The organism is Bradyrhizobium sp., from assembly GCF_030697065.1.
GTDB lineage: Bacteria > Pseudomonadota > Alphaproteobacteria > Rhizobiales > Xanthobacteraceae > Bradyrhizobium.
This window is the reverse complement of record NZ_JAUYQU010000140.1, coordinates 18,450-34,099: the sequence shown is the minus strand read 5'-3', so window position 1 is coordinate 34,099 and position 15,650 is coordinate 18,450. Positions and strand designations below refer to the sequence as shown.

17 protein-coding genes and 1 tRNA gene are annotated in these 15,650 nt (G+C 63.5%); 12 read left to right on the top strand and 6 right to left on the bottom strand.

All coding sequences use genetic code 11. The features are described 5' to 3' along the window. Window positions 1-27: 27 nt before the first annotated feature. Window positions 28-1,026 (bottom strand): glycosyltransferase family 2 protein, encoded by a 999-nt coding sequence (locus Q8R73_RS11345; protein ID WP_305719632.1) that lies wholly within the window; start codon window positions 1,024-1,026, stop codon window positions 28-30. A 357-nt stretch (window positions 1,027-1,383) separates the two neighbouring features. Between Q8R73_RS11345 and Q8R73_RS11340 the strand changes: the two genes are divergently transcribed. Further along, complete coding sequence (locus Q8R73_RS11340; protein WP_305719631.1) at window positions 1,384-1,815, top strand: PqqD family protein; 432 nt, start codon at window positions 1,384-1,386, stop codon at window positions 1,813-1,815. A 51-nt stretch (window positions 1,816-1,866) separates the two neighbouring features. Here Q8R73_RS11340 and Q8R73_RS11335 read toward each other — a convergent pair whose 3' ends face one another. Next, complete coding sequence (locus Q8R73_RS11335) at window positions 1,867-2,328, bottom strand: hypothetical protein (RefSeq protein ID WP_305719630.1); 462 nt, start codon at window positions 2,326-2,328, stop codon at window positions 1,867-1,869. A 30-nt stretch (window positions 2,329-2,358) separates the two neighbouring features. On the opposite strand from Q8R73_RS11335, the gene Q8R73_RS11330 reads away from it, so the two are divergent. From Q8R73_RS11330 to Q8R73_RS11315, 4 genes are all read left to right on the top strand, one after another. After that, complete coding sequence (locus Q8R73_RS11330; RefSeq protein ID WP_305719629.1) at window positions 2,359-2,928, top strand: hypothetical protein; 570 nt, start codon at window positions 2,359-2,361, stop codon at window positions 2,926-2,928. After that, a complete protein-coding gene (locus Q8R73_RS11325; protein WP_305719628.1) occupies window positions 2,925-3,593 on the top strand; it encodes a glycosyltransferase family A protein in 669 nt (222 codons plus the stop codon). Before Q8R73_RS11330 ends, Q8R73_RS11325 begins: the two co-directional genes overlap by 4 nt. Before the next feature lie 71 nt (window positions 3,594-3,664). Then, on the top strand, window positions 3,665-5,185 hold the full coding sequence (locus Q8R73_RS11320) for a nucleotidyltransferase family protein (RefSeq protein ID WP_305719627.1): 1,521 nt from the start codon (window positions 3,665-3,667) through the stop codon (window positions 5,183-5,185). Next, window positions 5,182-6,210 (top strand): hypothetical protein, encoded by a 1,029-nt coding sequence (locus Q8R73_RS11315; protein WP_305719626.1) that lies wholly within the window; start codon window positions 5,182-5,184, stop codon window positions 6,208-6,210. Before Q8R73_RS11320 ends, Q8R73_RS11315 begins: the two co-directional genes overlap by 4 nt. 61 nt (window positions 6,211-6,271) lie before the next feature. Here the strand turns inward: Q8R73_RS11315 and Q8R73_RS11310 are convergent. Then, window positions 6,272-6,348, bottom strand: a tRNA-Arg gene (locus tag Q8R73_RS11310). Window positions 6,349-6,541: 193 nt separating this feature from the next. Beyond that, a complete protein-coding gene (locus tag Q8R73_RS11305; protein WP_305719625.1) occupies window positions 6,542-7,063 on the bottom strand; it encodes a hypothetical protein in 522 nt (173 codons plus the stop codon). A gap of 265 nt (window positions 7,064-7,328) precedes the next feature. Between Q8R73_RS11305 and Q8R73_RS11300 the strand changes: the two genes are divergently transcribed. The 3 genes from Q8R73_RS11300 to Q8R73_RS11290 all read left to right on the top strand — a co-directional run bounded on the left by Q8R73_RS11300 (window position 7,329) and on the right by Q8R73_RS11290 (window position 10,100). Further along, window positions 7,329-7,802, top strand: a complete 474-nt coding sequence (locus Q8R73_RS11300) for a universal stress protein (RefSeq protein WP_305719624.1) — start codon at window positions 7,329-7,331, stop codon at window positions 7,800-7,802. 170 nt (window positions 7,803-7,972) lie between these two features. Further along, entirely contained in the window at window positions 7,973-9,796 is a 1,824-nt protein-coding gene (locus Q8R73_RS11295) for a cyclic nucleotide-binding and patatin-like phospholipase domain-containing protein (protein WP_305719623.1), read from the top strand. Window positions 9,797-9,872: 76 nt separating this feature from the next. Beyond that, complete coding sequence (locus Q8R73_RS11290) at window positions 9,873-10,100, top strand: hypothetical protein (RefSeq protein WP_305719622.1); 228 nt, start codon at window positions 9,873-9,875, stop codon at window positions 10,098-10,100. Window positions 10,101-10,125: 25 nt separating this feature from the next. Here the strand turns inward: Q8R73_RS11290 and Q8R73_RS11285 are convergent, their stop codons facing one another. Next, window positions 10,126-10,821, bottom strand: a complete 696-nt coding sequence (locus Q8R73_RS11285) for a GntR family transcriptional regulator (protein WP_305719621.1) — start codon at window positions 10,819-10,821, stop codon at window positions 10,126-10,128. Window positions 10,822-11,030: 209 nt separating this feature from the next. Here Q8R73_RS11285 and Q8R73_RS11280 point away from each other — a divergent pair, with 209 nt between their 5' ends. The 4 genes from Q8R73_RS11280 to Q8R73_RS11265 all read left to right on the top strand — a co-directional run bounded on the left by Q8R73_RS11280 (window position 11,031) and on the right by Q8R73_RS11265 (window position 15,171). Continuing rightward, window positions 11,031-12,038, top strand: a complete 1,008-nt coding sequence (locus tag Q8R73_RS11280; RefSeq protein ID WP_305719620.1) for a TRAP transporter substrate-binding protein — start codon at window positions 11,031-11,033, stop codon at window positions 12,036-12,038. Between the two features lie 75 nt (window positions 12,039-12,113). Next, the gene (locus tag Q8R73_RS11275) at window positions 12,114-12,662 is read left to right on the top strand and encodes a TRAP transporter small permease (RefSeq protein ID WP_305719619.1); all 549 of its coding nucleotides are present in this window, start codon (window positions 12,114-12,116) and stop codon (window positions 12,660-12,662) included. Between the two features lie 26 nt (window positions 12,663-12,688). Continuing rightward, window positions 12,689-13,999, top strand: coding sequence for a TRAP transporter large permease (locus tag Q8R73_RS11270; protein ID WP_305719658.1), 1,311 nt, complete (start codon window positions 12,689-12,691; stop codon window positions 13,997-13,999). Between the two features lie 92 nt (window positions 14,000-14,091). Beyond that, window positions 14,092-15,171 carry an LLM class flavin-dependent oxidoreductase gene (locus tag Q8R73_RS11265; RefSeq protein WP_305719618.1) on the top strand — a complete coding sequence of 360 codons (1,080 nt, stop codon included), beginning with the start codon at window positions 14,092-14,094 and terminating at the stop codon, window positions 15,169-15,171. Here Q8R73_RS11265 and Q8R73_RS11260 read toward each other — a convergent pair whose 3' ends face one another. After that, window positions 15,172-15,576: a YccF domain-containing protein gene (locus tag Q8R73_RS11260; protein WP_305719617.1), complete on the bottom strand. Its 405-nt coding sequence runs from the start codon at window positions 15,574-15,576 to the stop codon at window positions 15,172-15,174. Window positions 15,577-15,650 lie beyond the last annotated feature (74 nt).

Here is a 15,650-nt window from a genome sequence, read left to right as displayed (position 1 = left end):
GGGACCACCGCCGGACGATCGCGCCGATCATCGTCTCGTCAGGCCGAGCCGGTAGCTCCAGTGAAAGATAAACTGACGAAGCAAATAGGGCGCGATGGCGCGGGATATTTCGATCTGGCTGGGCAGGTGTCCCAGATGCCTCAAGCGAAGGATTTGCATCTCCTTTCGCCCGAGTTCGTAGTTCCTGGTGGTCTTCTGTTCGTCATGCACACGAAAGCAGGCGAGAAACCTGCGCATCCGCGCGAATTTGAATCCGGCGGCCTGCGCTCGCAACATGAAGTCCCAGTCCAGCGCATACTGAAAGTTGACGTCGATCGGTCCGACGGCGTCCCATACGCGGCGCCGCCAGAACATGGTTTCCTGTGGCACATATCCGGCATAGCGAAGCGCCTCGTCGCTATGCGCTGGCAAGATGGCGCGCCCGATTTCAGAGCCGCCATAATCGATGAAAATGCGGTGCCCGTAGACGATGTCGATATCAGGTCTCTCCGCGAAGAAATTGGCTACGCAGGCCAGCGCTCCCGGCAGCAGGGTGTCGTCACTGTTGAGATAGGCCATGATCTCGCAGTCGACGCCCGCGAAGCCGCGGTTGATCGCGTCGGCCTGCCCCTGGTCCGGCGCGCTTTGCCAGCTGATCCTGTCGTTGTAGCTCTTCAGGATCTCGACGCTGCCGTCCTCGGAGCCGCCGTCCTGCACATGATAGAACAGCGCCGGGTAATTCTGCCCGAGGATGCTGTCGATGGTCGCTGCCAGGAATGGTGCGTGATTGAAGCTTGGCGTCACGATGGCGATGGCGGGCACGCGACCGGGCAGGGCTGGCGGACCCGGAAAGGAACGCAGATTGAGCCTGCGGGGCGTATGCTGTTCGAATGTCCACATCGGCGGACGCAGCCAGGACCGGCGAAGATGGGCGCGAGACCTTGCGTAGGCCTCCTGCAACTGGCTCTGACTCTTCTCAAGGCCGTCCAGTCGCTCCTCGATTGCCCTCAGGCGTTCGAGTAACTCGCGCGAAAACTCGTCGTCCATTTGGTCACAATCTGGCAAACTGCTGAAGAAGGCACCGGCAATTGCCGAAAACAAACTGTTCAGGTGCCCAAGCTACGCCCGATGGCGGCCCGGCGCAAATCCGACGGGCATTCTGGCATCTATCATCGACTGGGTAACATGGCAATTCGACCTGTGGTCCGTTGCAGCCATCCAGGAGAGCAGGGACGGAGGTGTCTTCGACCGTCCGGTTGACCATCGATCAGGCAGCCTCGATGCGGGCGATGGCGCAGATTTGGTCATTGCCGAAGTACCGTCGCTGACGCCGACCGGTACGGATCGTCGGGTGCGTCGTTTGACGCGATTTCGCCGCTGCAGTATATTCTGCCAGCTACAGTAATGTCCGTTTCCGGACCCGAGGACCGCAATGTGACAGCCGCTTACAAGATCCTCGAGGCTCAGATTTCACACAACAGGTTCGATGACGAAATCATCGCCGTTAACCTCGGAACGGGATCCTATTTCAGCTTTCACGATACGGCCGCCGAGCTGTGGAGCCTGCTGGAAAAAGGTCCGGCAACCGCGGAATCGCTGAGCGCGGCATTCGCCGATGCGCCACCAGGCGCCAGCCAGGAAATCAACTTGTTCCTGGCGCGCCTGCATGACGAAGGTTTGCTGACGCAGACCGCCGAGGAGCCGGTGCGGCTCACGTCGGCGCAAGCCTATGCAACGCCGGTGGTCGAAGAGTTTGACGAGTTGCGCGAGCTTCTGCTTGCGGACATCGTGCATGATACCGATGAGGCTGGTTGGCCGCATCTGATCACGACATAAGGCAAACAATTGTTCGCAGGTGATGTGAATACGCCGCGGACATCGCCGGTTTCAAGCGATCAGGCCGATCGGCTGCTGGATTATGTGCGATCGATTACACCCGCCGTGCGCTGCAGTTACGAGATTGGAGCGCAGCATATCGCGGTCCACTATCTTTCCGAAAAGCTCTACTCCCGACTGCATCCATCGCTGGCGCACCTTGCTGCCGCGTTTGACAGTCCTGCCGAACTGACGATCATTGCGCAGGTCAGTGAATCGCCGCCAATCCAGCTTACAAATGATGAATGGACGGCCGCGGGTCAGCGCTGGTCGCAATCCGATACCTCGCCGGACGCGCCTTCGGCGAACTTCACTCCCGGCGATGGCGGGCGCCTCGACCTGATCGCGCCGGCCCGGCGCATTGCATTGTCGTCGTTCCGGAACGTCACCCTCATTCCAGCCTGGGACATGGCAACGCCTTTTCGCGATCTCCTGCATCGATGGTTCAGGGAGCATGATGGCCATCTGATCCATGGCGCCGTCGTCGCGGACGGGCGATCCGCAGTGGCGCTGGCCGGAACCTACCGGGCGGGCAAGTCCAGCACGGCCTTCGCGTGCCTGCACCATTCCGCCCTCGAGTGCCTTGGCGACGATGTCTTTCTGGCGCGCAAGCTCGGCGGCGAGTGGCATGCCTTCAGCCTGTACAACGCCTGCAAGCTGCTGCCCCATGACGTGGAGCGCTTCACGCAAAACCTTGCGCCACTCGACGATTCAGTCCGCGGCGACGGCAAGCCGACATTCTATCTCCATCCGGCGTTTGCCGGCCGGTTGCCGCGGCAGCGTCGGCTGGCTGCAATCCTGCTCCCGCGCATCACCGGAAAGTCGGAGACGACCTTCTCGCCGGCCAAGCCCGGGGAAACCTGGCGTGCGCTGGTGCCGTCGACCCTGGCTCTCACGCCGGCCAGCCCGGAAGGCATCAAGTGGCTGACGACCCTTGCCCGCCACATGCCGTCCTGGTGGCTCAACATTGGCACGCATCGAGAGGCAATCCCGCCTCGTATCGCCGAACTGATCCTTCTCGCCGGGCAGACAGGCTCGACGGTGCAGGCACATCCGGTTCCTCACGCATCATGATATCGATCAGCGTCGTCATCCCCGCCTGGAACGCCGGTCGCTTTATTGGCGACGCCATCGACAGCGTTCTGTCCCAGTCGGCGGCGCCTGACGAGATCATCGTCGTCGACGATGGCTCCACGGACCACACGTCCGACTGCGTCGGTAAGTTCGGCACGCGCGTCACGTTGATTGCGCAGCCCAATGCGGGGGTTGCGGCGGCGCGCAATCGCGGCCTCGCCGCGGCGCATGGCGAAGCCATTGCCCTGCTGGACGCCGACGATTTGATGGCGCCCCGGCGTCTCGAACAACAGCGCGCGGTGCTGGAGCATGATCCCCGTTGCGCCATTGCATTGGGCAAACAGCTGACTTTCCGTACGGAGCAGGAACGTCTTGCTCTCGACAGCAGCACGGTCGATCACTCCGCCGTCCGACCGGGCTATGTGCCGAGCGCTGCGATGATGCGTGCCAGCGTGTTCGATCTGGTCGGTCCCTTCGACGCTGCGCTGCGCATCGGCGACTTTCTCGACTGGATCACGAGGGCGCAATCGCGCGGCGCGCCCATTCAGCAGATGGAACAGGTCGTCGTTTACCGGAGGCTTCACGAAGCCAGTCTCTCCCGATCTGCCGGCACTCAATATGCCAACCTCGTGCACAGGCTGCGCAGGACCGGCAAGACGAAATGAACGCGCAGTCGGGTCAGGACCGTTTTCGTCCCGTCTGGCCTCATGGCGTGTGGCCGAACGCCAATCAGGAATTGCTGATCAAGGCCTCCTTGCTCGACGATGGCGGCGCGGCGCGGGCCGCCTTTCGCGACTGGAGCCGGGCCGATGATCTGTTCTTCGTCGACAACGGTCTCAACCTGTTCCTGATGCTGCTCTACGAGCGCCTCAAACACTGGGGAGAGACCTATCGCGATCACGACCGGCTGCGCGGCGTCGTGCGCCACGCATGGGTCATGCATCAGAGATTTCGCCGGGATATCCGCGAGATCGGGAGCACGCTCAGTTCGGCCGGAATCGATATCATGCTGCTCAAGGGAGCCGCCCTCAATGTGAATGCCTATCCCGATGCCAATCGGCTGATGTCGGATGTCGATATCGCGGTCCCCCGCAGCCAGTTGAGCCAGGCGATCAAGGCGCTGACGAGCACGGGCTGGAGAGCGAACTTCCACAATCTCGACCTGCTGCCGATGGCCACTCATGCCTGTCAGTTCTATCGTGGCGACAGCCAGATCGATCTTCACTGGGAATTCTTCCACGGCCGTCCTCTCGATCCGTCGATCATGGCTGACATCTGGCAGTCGGCGCGAACCATCGCGCTCGACGGTATCCATTATCGTTTGCTGTCCCCCGAATGCAGCCTGATTCATACATGCGAGCACGGCTTGCGCTATAATCCGACGCCACCGATGCGCTGGCTTGCGGATGCCTTCTTCCAGATCAGGTATGGAGGCGCGCTGGACTGGCATGTGCTTCAGGCGCTTGCCGCGCGTCTCGGCCTGTCGCAGCACGTCGGTCTTACGCTGGAGTATCTCGCCGGCAAGCTGCAGCAACCGGAAGCGATCGCTGCCCTGCAAAGCGTTCCGCGCTGGGATAGCACGATGTCGTCCCGTGCCGAACTGGCGCTTGAGGTTCGGCGCACGCCCGGCTGTCATCCATTCTGGCGCGAGCTGCCATCCCATATTCCGTCGTATCTGCGTGTTCGGCGCCGATTTCGCGGTCTGCGCCTTGCCGACTACATCCGTGCCGTCAACAATTTTGAGGGACCGCTGGCTCCCACGCTCCACCGCCTCACGCGACTTCAGCTTCGCGCGGTCCAGGAAGGGATCAAGGCCCGATACCGCAAGCTCGCGCGATGGTGGCGAGGCGACAGGACCACGTCCGAGCTCTCGCTGTTTCAGGAGACCGGCTGGGTCGGCTGGTTTCCGCCGGAGGATGTTTCGGACGGCTTTCTTCGCTGGTCGGAACCGCACGCATCCTTCCTGGCGCCGGTCTCCCCGCAACACGGGGTGCTCGCGTTGAAGGTGCAGGAGGTCCGGCCGCTCGACGCCGGGTTCCTCGAGCGCTTCCGTGTCCGGCTCAATCGCACGCTGATTCCCGGGAACTCGATCCGGGTTGACGGAACGACCATCATCGTGCCCCTCCCGCTCGCTGCGCGCGTCGACCGGGAGGAGCAGCGCATCGAACTCGTATGCGATCCTTGGTTTGCCCCCGGCGATCCGCGTCCGCTCGGAATTGCCGTTCTGAGCGTCACCCTGCGATGCGACCAGCCATGAACCATTCGCAGCCGCGCGGCACGATCCGGATCGGCGAACAGGAGGTGTTCGGTCATCACCGGTCGGGTTGGGCGATCGCCATCGATGCGCTGCGGCCGGAGCATTCCGATGCGGGCGTCCTGTTTGATGGCTTTCTCGACAGGACTTTCAGCCGGGAACTGAACCCGCGCTACCAGCAGGATCTTCCGTTCACGCGTCCCTGGACCGGCTTCTTCCACAATCCCCATTCCTTGCCGGCATGGTTTCCCGACGGACCGAGGATCGAGCATGTGGTGGCATCGGACAGGTTCCAGCAAAGCCTTCCGCATTGCCTGGGGCTCTTCACGTTGTCGGACGATCTGGCCGGATTCCTGCGCGCGCGGGTCGGCGTCGCGGTGTCGGCACTGGTTCATCCAACCGAGATCCCGTCCGCCCTGTTCGATTTCGAATCGTTCCTCGCCAATGCCGACAAGAAAATCATCTCCATCGGCTGGTGGCTGCGCCGGACATTGTCGATCCAGTATCTTCCGCTCGATACGACGTCGCCTTACCGCAAGATACGCCTGAAACTCGGCGACGCGCTTCTCGACAAGACCCAGAAGGGGCTGTCGCGACTTGAGTTCGTTCATGAATGGCGCAACCGGAAGCTCGACGGCAGGCACCGCGACAACACGATCGAAAACAGCTATCTGCCGCCCTCCGAATACGATGACTGGCTCACCCGCAACATCGTGTTTCTCGACCTGCTTTGCGCCAGTGCGAACAACGCCGTCATCGAATGCATCGCGCGTGGAACGCCGCTGCTCGTCAACCCGCTTCCCGCCGTCGTCGAGTATCTCGGTGCGGACTACCCATTCTACTTCCGTTCACTCGAGGAAGCGGCCGACAAGGCATGCCAGTTCGATCTGGTGCTGAAAGCCCACCGCCATCTGATGGCCAATCCGATGCGCCAGCGGCTGGCGCCGGACGCGTTCCTGCACAGCTTCCGGCAATCGGCGGTCTATCAGCGTCTTCTGGACGCGCGGCAAGCTTCAAGCGAGAAATAGCGCCCGTCCCCGGGAAGCGGCATGCCGTTCGGGGGGCTGTCCGCGGCATCGGAAGGGGTAATGGCGCACCCGACACGATTCGAACGTGTGACCTTTGCCTTCGGAGGGCAACGCTCTATCCAGCTGAGCTACGGGTGCGTGAGAGCTCATTTAGCCGATTGGCGGGGCAGGGGCAACGGCCCTGAAAAGAGCATTAAATCAGCTGTTTGGGTGGAGCAGGGCTCCGAAGGCAAAGGTCACGCGTTCGAATCGTGTCGGGTGCGCCCAGGATGGACGTGCCGAGAGCGCCATCAGAACCTGCTTGAAGCAAACGGCGCGTCATGACGGCAGGTCAGCCCGCGCGGTGCTTGCGCCACATCTGCCGCGCTGCAAACAACACGAAAATCCAGCACAATGCGGCGCCTGCCGCGAAGACGATGCGGCCGATGGTGGAATCCCCGCTTCGCTGCGACGTTATTCCGCCTGCCGAGATTGTGGTCTTGATCTCGCCTGTTCCGACGGCGGCCCACGTCGCAACAAGGGCGAGTAGAATGATGATTCCCAGCGACGTCGCATCCTTGGCGATGCGCAGCGGTCGCGGTGAGGTCTCCGGCAGGCTGCCGTTGCGCCGCAGGGTCGCGCCAGGAGCGTTCAGGACAAACGAAAGCCCGGCCAGGACGAACGCCATTCCCGCGCAGCCGACCACCCACAACGGCGCCTTCAACTTCGACGGATCCGGCGTAATGATGCCGGCCCACATCAGGACGAACGGCATCCCCATGCCGATGAAAACGAGGCCGAACGCAAGGGCGGCGAACGTGCCGTGTCTGCCGGGCGGCGTCTGGTTCGCCGGGGGCTGTTGACTGTCGTTCATGGTCTGTCGGAGCCCGAATTCCGGCAAATGCTGTGTGGTCCATCTAAGCTGATCGCCCGGGCAGGGGCAACGGGCCGCCGGGGCTTTGGGAAGGGAAGCAGGCCGAAACGGGAAAAGGTCAGGGATCGCGGCCCTGCAGCGCTCCTGCGCCGAATCCGGAAGCGGGGGATCTTCCCGATTGCTCCTCCCGGGAGCAAGTTCAGCTTCCCAGCCGGTCGATAAGTGCTAGCCTTCACGGACTCATGGCCATCGAAGGGGGCGCCTCATGTATCAAAAAGTTCTGCTCGCCTATGACGGCTCGATCGAGGGACGGCGCGCGTTGCGGGAAGGTGCGAAGCTTGCGCAATTGTGCGGCGCGGAGGTCTTCCTGCTCGCGGTGGTGGAAAACGCCCCCGCGCTTGCGACCCTGGAGGGCGGCGTCGGGATCTCGATGGACGAGCAGATTTCGGCCTACAAGGCGATCCTGGCCGAGGGCGTCGAGCGGCTCAGGGCCGTTGGATTCTCACCGACGGCACGGCTGGGCATGGGCGCGCCTGCACAGCAGATCGCCGCGGTCGCGGAAGAGATCGGCGCGAATCTGGTCGTGGTGGGCCATCGGCCCTCCGGGCCGCTGGCGCGATGGTGGTTTGGCTCGGTCGGCACCTATCTCACCGATCAGCTTCGTTGCAGTGTCCTGATCGCCCAGACCGAGATCGGCGACGATCAGTTCGCCCGGATGCTGACGACGCCTGAGGCATAGCCCCGCATTGGTGCCCGGTCGTGCTGCGCCGCCTCCGGGGGGCTGCCGTCTTTCGCGGGCGCAGCAAATCCTAAATCGCTCGCCGTGACGGCGGGCCGGCGATACATTGGCGCCAACGAGAACCGGGATGGCCGATGGATGGGCTGAGCTCGACATTTGCAGGGGGAAACGTGTCCGACGATTTCGCGCTGTTCAGAACGCTCAGTTCCGAACAGCGGCGGATCGCCGTTCGCGCCATGGTCCGCCGCGATCTGGTGCGCGGGCAGTTGCTGGTGGGGCAGGGCGAGCCTTCGGACGCCCTGTTCATCGTGCTGCATGGCGCGCTCGCGGTCCGCAAATCGGGCGATGCCGCGCCGATCGCCGAGCTTCGCGCCGGCGAACTGGTCGGCGAGATCGGCTTCTTCGCCAATGTGCCGCGCACCGCCGATGTGATCGCGATCCGCGACACCAGCGTGCTGGTGCTGACGCGCGCGGCCTATCACCAACTGGCCGAGCACACCCCGGCGATCCTCGAGGCGGTGCTCGCGGCGCTGGCGCTGCGCTTCGCCCGGGAAACGTCGCGCATCACCCCGATCCGCGCTTCGCCGACGGCGCGAACGGTGGCGCTGATCCAGGGCGGCCATGAAACCATCCCGCCGGCGTTCGATCGCCGCCTGCGCGCCGGACTTGCGGCCACCAATGCCGAGATCGTCGATCCCGCCCGCCTCGAGGCCATGTTTCCCGGCCGGGCGCTGGATTCGGCTGACGTCACCGCCTGGCTCAACAGGATCGAGCAGACCGCGCCGCTGGTGGTCTATCTCGGCGGCAGCGAAGATTCGATCTGGACCCGCAAGGCCATTCGCCAGGCCGACATGGTCGTGTTTGTGACGCATGGCAAGGCGCCGGTCGCCGGCGTGCTGACCGAGGTCGAGAGCTTCGCCTGCAGGATTCATCCCGCCTCGGCGCGCCGCCTGGTCCGCGTTCACGAACGGCGCAGCGGCGAGGTCAGCGGCACTGCGGCCTGGCTCACGCGTCTGCCCTGCTTCATGAATCACCATGTCGCGCTCCAGGACCAGGCCGATATCGACAGCCTGATCCGCTTCATGTCCGGGCGCGCGCTCGGTTTCGTCGCGGCCGGCGGCGGCGCCTTCGGCTCCGCGCATGTCGGTATCTACAAGGCATTTCGCGAGCGCGGCGTCGTGTTCGATATCTTCGTCGGCACCAGCGTCGGCTCGGCGATGGCGGCGGGCTTCGCCAAGAATCACGAGGCCGATCATCTCGAGCGCGGCACCCATGAAATCTTCGTCAGGAGCCGCAGCTTCCGGCGGCCGACCTGGCCGCGCTATGCCCTGCTCGATCACAAGGCGTTCGATCGCGCGCTGGCGGATCAATATGGCGATCAATGCCGGATCGAGGATTGCTGGCGGCCGTTCGCGGCGGTCGCGACCAATCTGTCCACCCATAATCTCGAATTGATCCGCTCGGGGCTGCTGTGGCAAGCGGTACGCGCCTCCAGCGCGATCCCTGGACTGCTGCCGCCGTTCTATACGCCTGACGGCGCGATGCTGGTCGATGGCTGCCTGATCGACAATGTGCCGCTGGCACAGATGCACCAGCTGAAGAGCGGCCCCAATCTGGTGGTGCATTTCGGCGATCCCGCCGAGGAGATGTTCGACGTCGACTACGCCGAACTGCCCGGGCGGTTCGAACTCGTTCTGGCGATGCTGACGCCGTTCCGCAAGAAGCTGTTGCCCGCGGCGCCGAGCGCGGTCAACGTGCTGTGGCGAAGCCTGGTGGCGCATCAGCGCTACGATACGCTGCCGACCGCGCCGCACGATCATGTGATGCGGCCGCCGTTTTCGCCCGACATCGGCGTCACCGAGTTCGAACGCCATACCGAGATCTTCGATGCGTCCTATCTCTGGGCGCGCGAAGCCATCGCCACGCTAGAGGCGGAGGGCAATCCTGCGATGGAAGCCATCCTCGCCACCGCAAGTCCGGCAACCGATCGATGACGCCGGTCTGCCATGCTGTCGGCGCTGTTCCGGTATAACCGGGCGTCACGACCGCCACTCAGCCGATGATGATTGCATGAGTTCTTCCAACATCGAACCACTGGCCCGCGAGATGGCCGAGCGGATCTGCCGCCGCAGCGGCATGGCGGAGGCCGATGTCCCGCGCTGGGTCGATCTGCACTGGCCCTGCGCCGCCGCGATGCTGGAGACCGGCGTGATGGATGAGAGCGGCGAATGGGTCGAGGACAAGGACGTCCGTTTGGGCCTGGAGGCCTATCGCGAGCGGCTCAAGGGACCGACGTGAAATAGTCATGGCTGCGCGCCATGGCTCAGGCTGCGGAGCCGCCGTCACCGAAGCGTCGCCGGTAGGCATCGATATAGGCCCGCACCGCGGGCTTGAGATGCCGGCGCGTCAGCCTGATCAGGTCGTCGCGGCGCGAATTCCGCAGCGCCTTGATCATGGCGATATGATCGCGGCGGGAGTCGTTCAGCGCCTCCGGCTTGGCGTGCGCATAGGACCGGATGCCTGAGACCTTCTGCGCCAGATATTCGATGGTTTCGATCAGGCTGGTGTTGCCGCACAGGCCGAACAAGGCGCGATGAAACCGGACATTGCTGTGGAACACCTCCAGCAGGTCGCCGGCGTCGACGGCCATGCCGTGCTCGTGCTGGATCGCCTCAAGCCTGGCGAGATCCGCGTCCGGCACCGGAAACGGCAGGATGCGCACCGCCATCACCTCGAGTTCCTCGCGCACGTCGTAGATCTCCGCCACCTCGCGCGGCTTCAGATCGCGCACGATGGCGCCGCGGTTCGGGATCCGCTCGACGATTCCCATCTTCTCCAGTTCGAACAGTGCGAGCCGGACGTCGCCGCGATGGGTATCGAAAGCCGTGCACAGGTCCTGCTCGACCAGCCGCTCGCGCGGATGCCGCCGGCCGAGCACGATGTCTTCCTCGAGCTTTCGCACGATCAGGTCGGCGATCGATGGCTCGCGCGGCTGGGGGCCGGCCACCGCGGGTGACATGCCTGCAGAGGCCGCCGCGTCCCTGCGGGACGGCGGCTTTCTGGAAATTCGAGCGGTCGCCATCGCCGCAGCCTGCCATTCTCCCAAATAGTATACAATCTAAAAAACTATCTTGTGTGCAACATCGCCGCGGTCGATACTGCCGCGGCCGGGCACCTGTCCGGCGAACCATCAGTCCGCAAAAGCGGCGACAGCAGGGGAGGAATTCAATGTCCGTTTCACGGTATCTGCCGCTTGCGCGCGGCATTCTGCTCGGCGCCGCGCTGGCGATGGCCTCGACCGCAGCCTTGGCGCAAAAGCGCGAGTTCTCGTTCGCCTACGACCAGCCCAAGAACAGCGGTTACGGCATCGGCGCCGAAATGTTCAACAAGAAGCTGGGCGAACTCAGCAAGGGCACGCTGTCGATCAATCAATATCCCGGCGCCCAGCTCGGCACCGAGGCGCAGACGCTGCAAAAGGTGCAGACCGGCGACATCGACTTCGTGATGCTGTCGACCGCCAACGCCTCGACCGCACAGCCGGAATCCGGCGTATTCTCGATCCACTTCATCTTCCGTGACGAAGCCCACGCCATCAAGGTCCTCGGCGATCCCGCCGTGATCGCAGCGATGAAGGAGCTGTACGCGGCCAAGATGAAGGGGGCGCATATGCTCGGGTTGGGGTCGCAGGGCCTGCGGCACATGTACGGCAAGAAGGCGGTGGAGAAGGTCGCCGATATCAAGGGTCTCAAGGTTCGCGTCCAGGCCACCGTCACGGAAGATACGCTGTTTCCGGCCTACGGCGCCCAGGTGGTGCATATGCCGTTCGGCGAGGTCTACACCTCGCTGCAGACCGGCGTCGTCGACATGGCCGAAAACGGCATCAACAACTATCTCGTCAACAAGCATTACGAGCCGGCGCCGGTGCTCTCGCTCACCGAGCACGAAGCCAACAATGCCGCGCTGTTCGTCAGCGACAAAGTGTGGAGCAGCCTCACCGACGAGCAGAAGAAATGGGTGCAGGCCGCCGCCGACGAGGTCAGCCGCAACGAGCCCGCCGCCGCCTTCAAGCTTGAGCACGAAGCGCTGGCGAAGCTGCAGAAGATCGGCGTCAAGGTCGTCAAGAACGTCGACAAATCGGGCTTCGCCGAAATCAGCAAGCCGATCCAGGACAAGCTGGCGTCGGACCTCGGCCCGAACGCCGTGAAGGTCCTCGGCATGGTGCGCAACGTCAAATAGGCGGCGCGCTCACGAAGCGGGGAGGGAGAAGCTCTCCGCTTCGCGGCGCCCGACATCCGGATTCGAGAATAGACTATGCGCGCATTCAAGAGCCTCGTCCTGGAGGAGCAGCGGTACCTGAAATGGCGCGCGCTCGACTGGCTCGAACAGGTCCTGATGATTCTGTGCGGCGTCGCCATTACCGGCTTCTCCGTGCTAGTAATGTGTGACGTCGTCACCCGCACCATCGGTCATCCCTGGCTCTGGCTCCAGGAGGCGACCATGACCTTCTTCATCTACGGCATCTTCATCGGCGTCGGCGCGGCGACGCGGCGCAACGACCACCTCTATCTCGCCGTGCTGGCGGAGTCGCTGACCGGCAACAGGCGGCTGTTCTTCGAGATGTTCAACCGGCTGGTCGTGCTCGGCGTCGCGCTGTGCATGGTCTATTTCGGCTATCTGAACTTTCTCGACGGCTTCAAGAGCCTTCGCATGCCCTCGATGACGCCGCTGTCCAGCCTGTATGCGGCGATTCCCCTGTGCGGTGTGCTGGTCTCCATTTTCATCGTCGAGCAGATGGTCAACGGCTGGAAGCACGGCTTCGCCGGCACGACGCCCACCGACGAGAAGAGGAAGGCGCTGTGACCACCAATGGCGGACTCATCTTCCTGATGGGATTTCTGTTCCTGTTCCTCGGCTATATGGGCGTGCCGGTGGCATTCGCCCTGATCGCGTCGGTGCTGGTGGTGACGGCGTTCACCCCGGTCAGCCTCGCCTCGATGATGGCGCAGCTCTTCAACGGCATGGACACCGAAGCGCTGCTGGCGATACCGTTCTTCCTGCTGGTCGGCGATCTCATGACGTCGGCCAACGTCACCTCCCGCATGATCACGCTGTCGCAGACGCTGGTCGGACATTTGCGTGGCGGTCTGGCGCAGGTGGTGACGATCTTCAGCATGTTCTTCGCCGGCATTTCCGGCTCGTCCGCCGCCGACGTCGCCATCCTGTCGCGCACCCTGGCGCCGGAGATGAAGCGGGAAGGCTACGACCTCGCCTTCACGGCAGCGCTGATCGCCGCCGCCTCGACCATGGCCAACCTGATTCCGCCCAGCATCATGGCCGTGGTGTATGGCGCGACCGGCAATGTTTCGATCGGCGGACTATTCCTTGCCGGCGTGGTACCCGGCGTGTTCGTCGGCATCGGGCTGATGATCTACAGCCACTTCTTCGGCCCGGTCGGCCTCAAGCACAAGCGGGCGACATTCGGCAAATTCGCGATCGCCACCAGGCAGGCGGCTATACCGCTGATGATTCCGTTCATCATCATGGGCGGCATCCTGACCGGGCACTTCACGCCGACCGAGGCCGGTATCATCGCGGTGGCCTACATCCTGTTCGTCGCGATTCCGCTGCTCAATCCGGGTCATATCAGGTATCTGCCGCGCGACATGGCGCTGACCGGATTGCTCTATTCCATTCCGCTCATCACCATCGGCGCCGCATCGATGTTCGGCTGGATGCTGGCCTATCTGCGCGGGCCGGCGGTCGTGTCGGGCTGGATATCGTCGGCGGCCGGCGGCGATCCCTTCATGATCATGCTGCTGCTGGTCGTGCTGTTCATCATCGTCGGCGACTTCATCGACGCGATCCCTGCCATCATCATCTTCATGCCGATCATTTCCGACCTCACCCAGAGCACCGACATCAACCCGGTGCACATGGGCGTCGTCATCATCGTCACGCTGGCGTTCGGGCTGATCACGCCGCCTTACGGCCTGGCGCTGCTGATGGCGTCGAAATTCGTCGGGGTGCGCTTTGGCAAGGCGATGCTGGCGTCGCTTCCGATCTACTTCGTGTTCCTGGGTGCGATCGCGTTCTGCATCTTCTTTCCCGAAGTAGTGCTGTGGCTGCCCAAGCAATTGCTGCCGGAATCGGTCGGTTGCTTCAAGAATCCGAGCGGCGTCGGCTATATCTGCCCCTGAACCGCTACGTATCCGATTGTTCCGCGGGACCCAGGCTGTAAACTGCTCCTTGAGAAAACTGCGCGGCGAAGCCGCCTTCAGGGAGAAACTGCATGCGTCCGCTCGAATTCGGCTGGTACCTGCCCACGCACGGCGACACCACGGCCTATGGCCTTCCGGAGGCGCAGGTGCCGGGATCGCCCGAATTGTGCGACCGCGTGGTGCAGGCCGCCGAGGCCGCGGGCTTTGAGTATCTGCTCATCCCGGTCGGCTCGGTGTGCTGGGAGGCCTGGATCACCGGCGCCTTCATGGCGGCGCGTTCGTCCAGGATAAAGCCGCTGATCGCGGCCCGGCCCGGCTATATCAATCCAGTGCTGCTGGCCAAGATGATCTCGACTTTCGACCATTTGTCGGGCGGACGCATCTGCATCAACCTGATTGCCGGCCAGAACGAGAGCGAGGTCGAGGGCGAGGGCGTGCGCTACGGCAAGGAGGAGCGCTATGCGCTGATGGAGGAGGAGGTCTCGATCCTGAAAGCGCTGTGGACCACCCGTGGCCCGCTGCATTTCGACGGCAAGTTTCATAATTTGTCCGGCGCGCATATAAGGCCGCGCCCGCTGCAGCAGCCATTTCCGAAATTCTATCTCGGCGGCGGTTCGCGGCCGGCCTGGGAAATGTCGGCGAAGCATTCCGACGTGCACCTGTTTTGGGGCGACCTGCCGGAACGCATCGCCGCCAATATCGCCGAGATCAGGGAGATGGCGCGGGCCCATGGCCGCGAGAAGGCCATCGGCTTCGGCATGCGGCTGCAGGTGATCTGTCGCGAAGACGAAGCGGACGCGTGGGAGGCCGCCGACGTGCTGGTGCGCAATGCCACCGAGCGTCAGAAGCAGGAGATGAAGACGCTCTACAACAAATCGGAGGCCAACCGGCGGGTGCAGGAACTCGCCCGCGAGCACGGCGATCTGCTGATGCCGCATCTGTGGACCGGCATCACCAAGGTGCGGCCCGGCGCCGGCATCGCGGTGGTCGGCAATCCCGCGCAATGCGCCGACACCTTGCAGCAATTCATCGACGCCGGCTGCCATTCGTTTTGCCTGTCGGGCTATCTGCACGACGAGGAAGCCGAGCGCTTTGGCCGGCTGATCCGCCCCATTCTGGCCGAGAACAATCGCGGCCGGCTGGCGGCGTAGCTAGGCCGGCACGATCACCTTGCCGATCGGCCAGAGCGCGATGCCGGCGAGTTTGATGTGCGCCCAGGCGAAGGGAATGCCGATAATGGTCACCGCCAGGATGACCGCGGTGACGAGGTGGCCGAGGGCGAGCCACCAGCCTGCCAGCACCAGCCAGATCAAATTGCCGATCATGCCGAGCGGGCCGGTGCCGATATCGGGCTCACCGGTGACCTCGTCGCGGCGCACCGCCCGGGAGCCGAACGGCAGCAGGGTATAGACCGCGATATTGAACGCGGCCCTTGCCCAGGGCAGGCCGATGATGGTGATGGCCATGATGACGGCGGCGATGATCCAGCCAAAGGCCATCCACGCGCCGCCGAGCAGAATCCAGAAAATGTTCAGAAGGATGGAAACAGGTTGCATGCGGTTGCTTCGAAGCTGGAGGAGCCGACATTCGCAGAGACTATGATAATCTGCCGGACAATCATATGAATTTG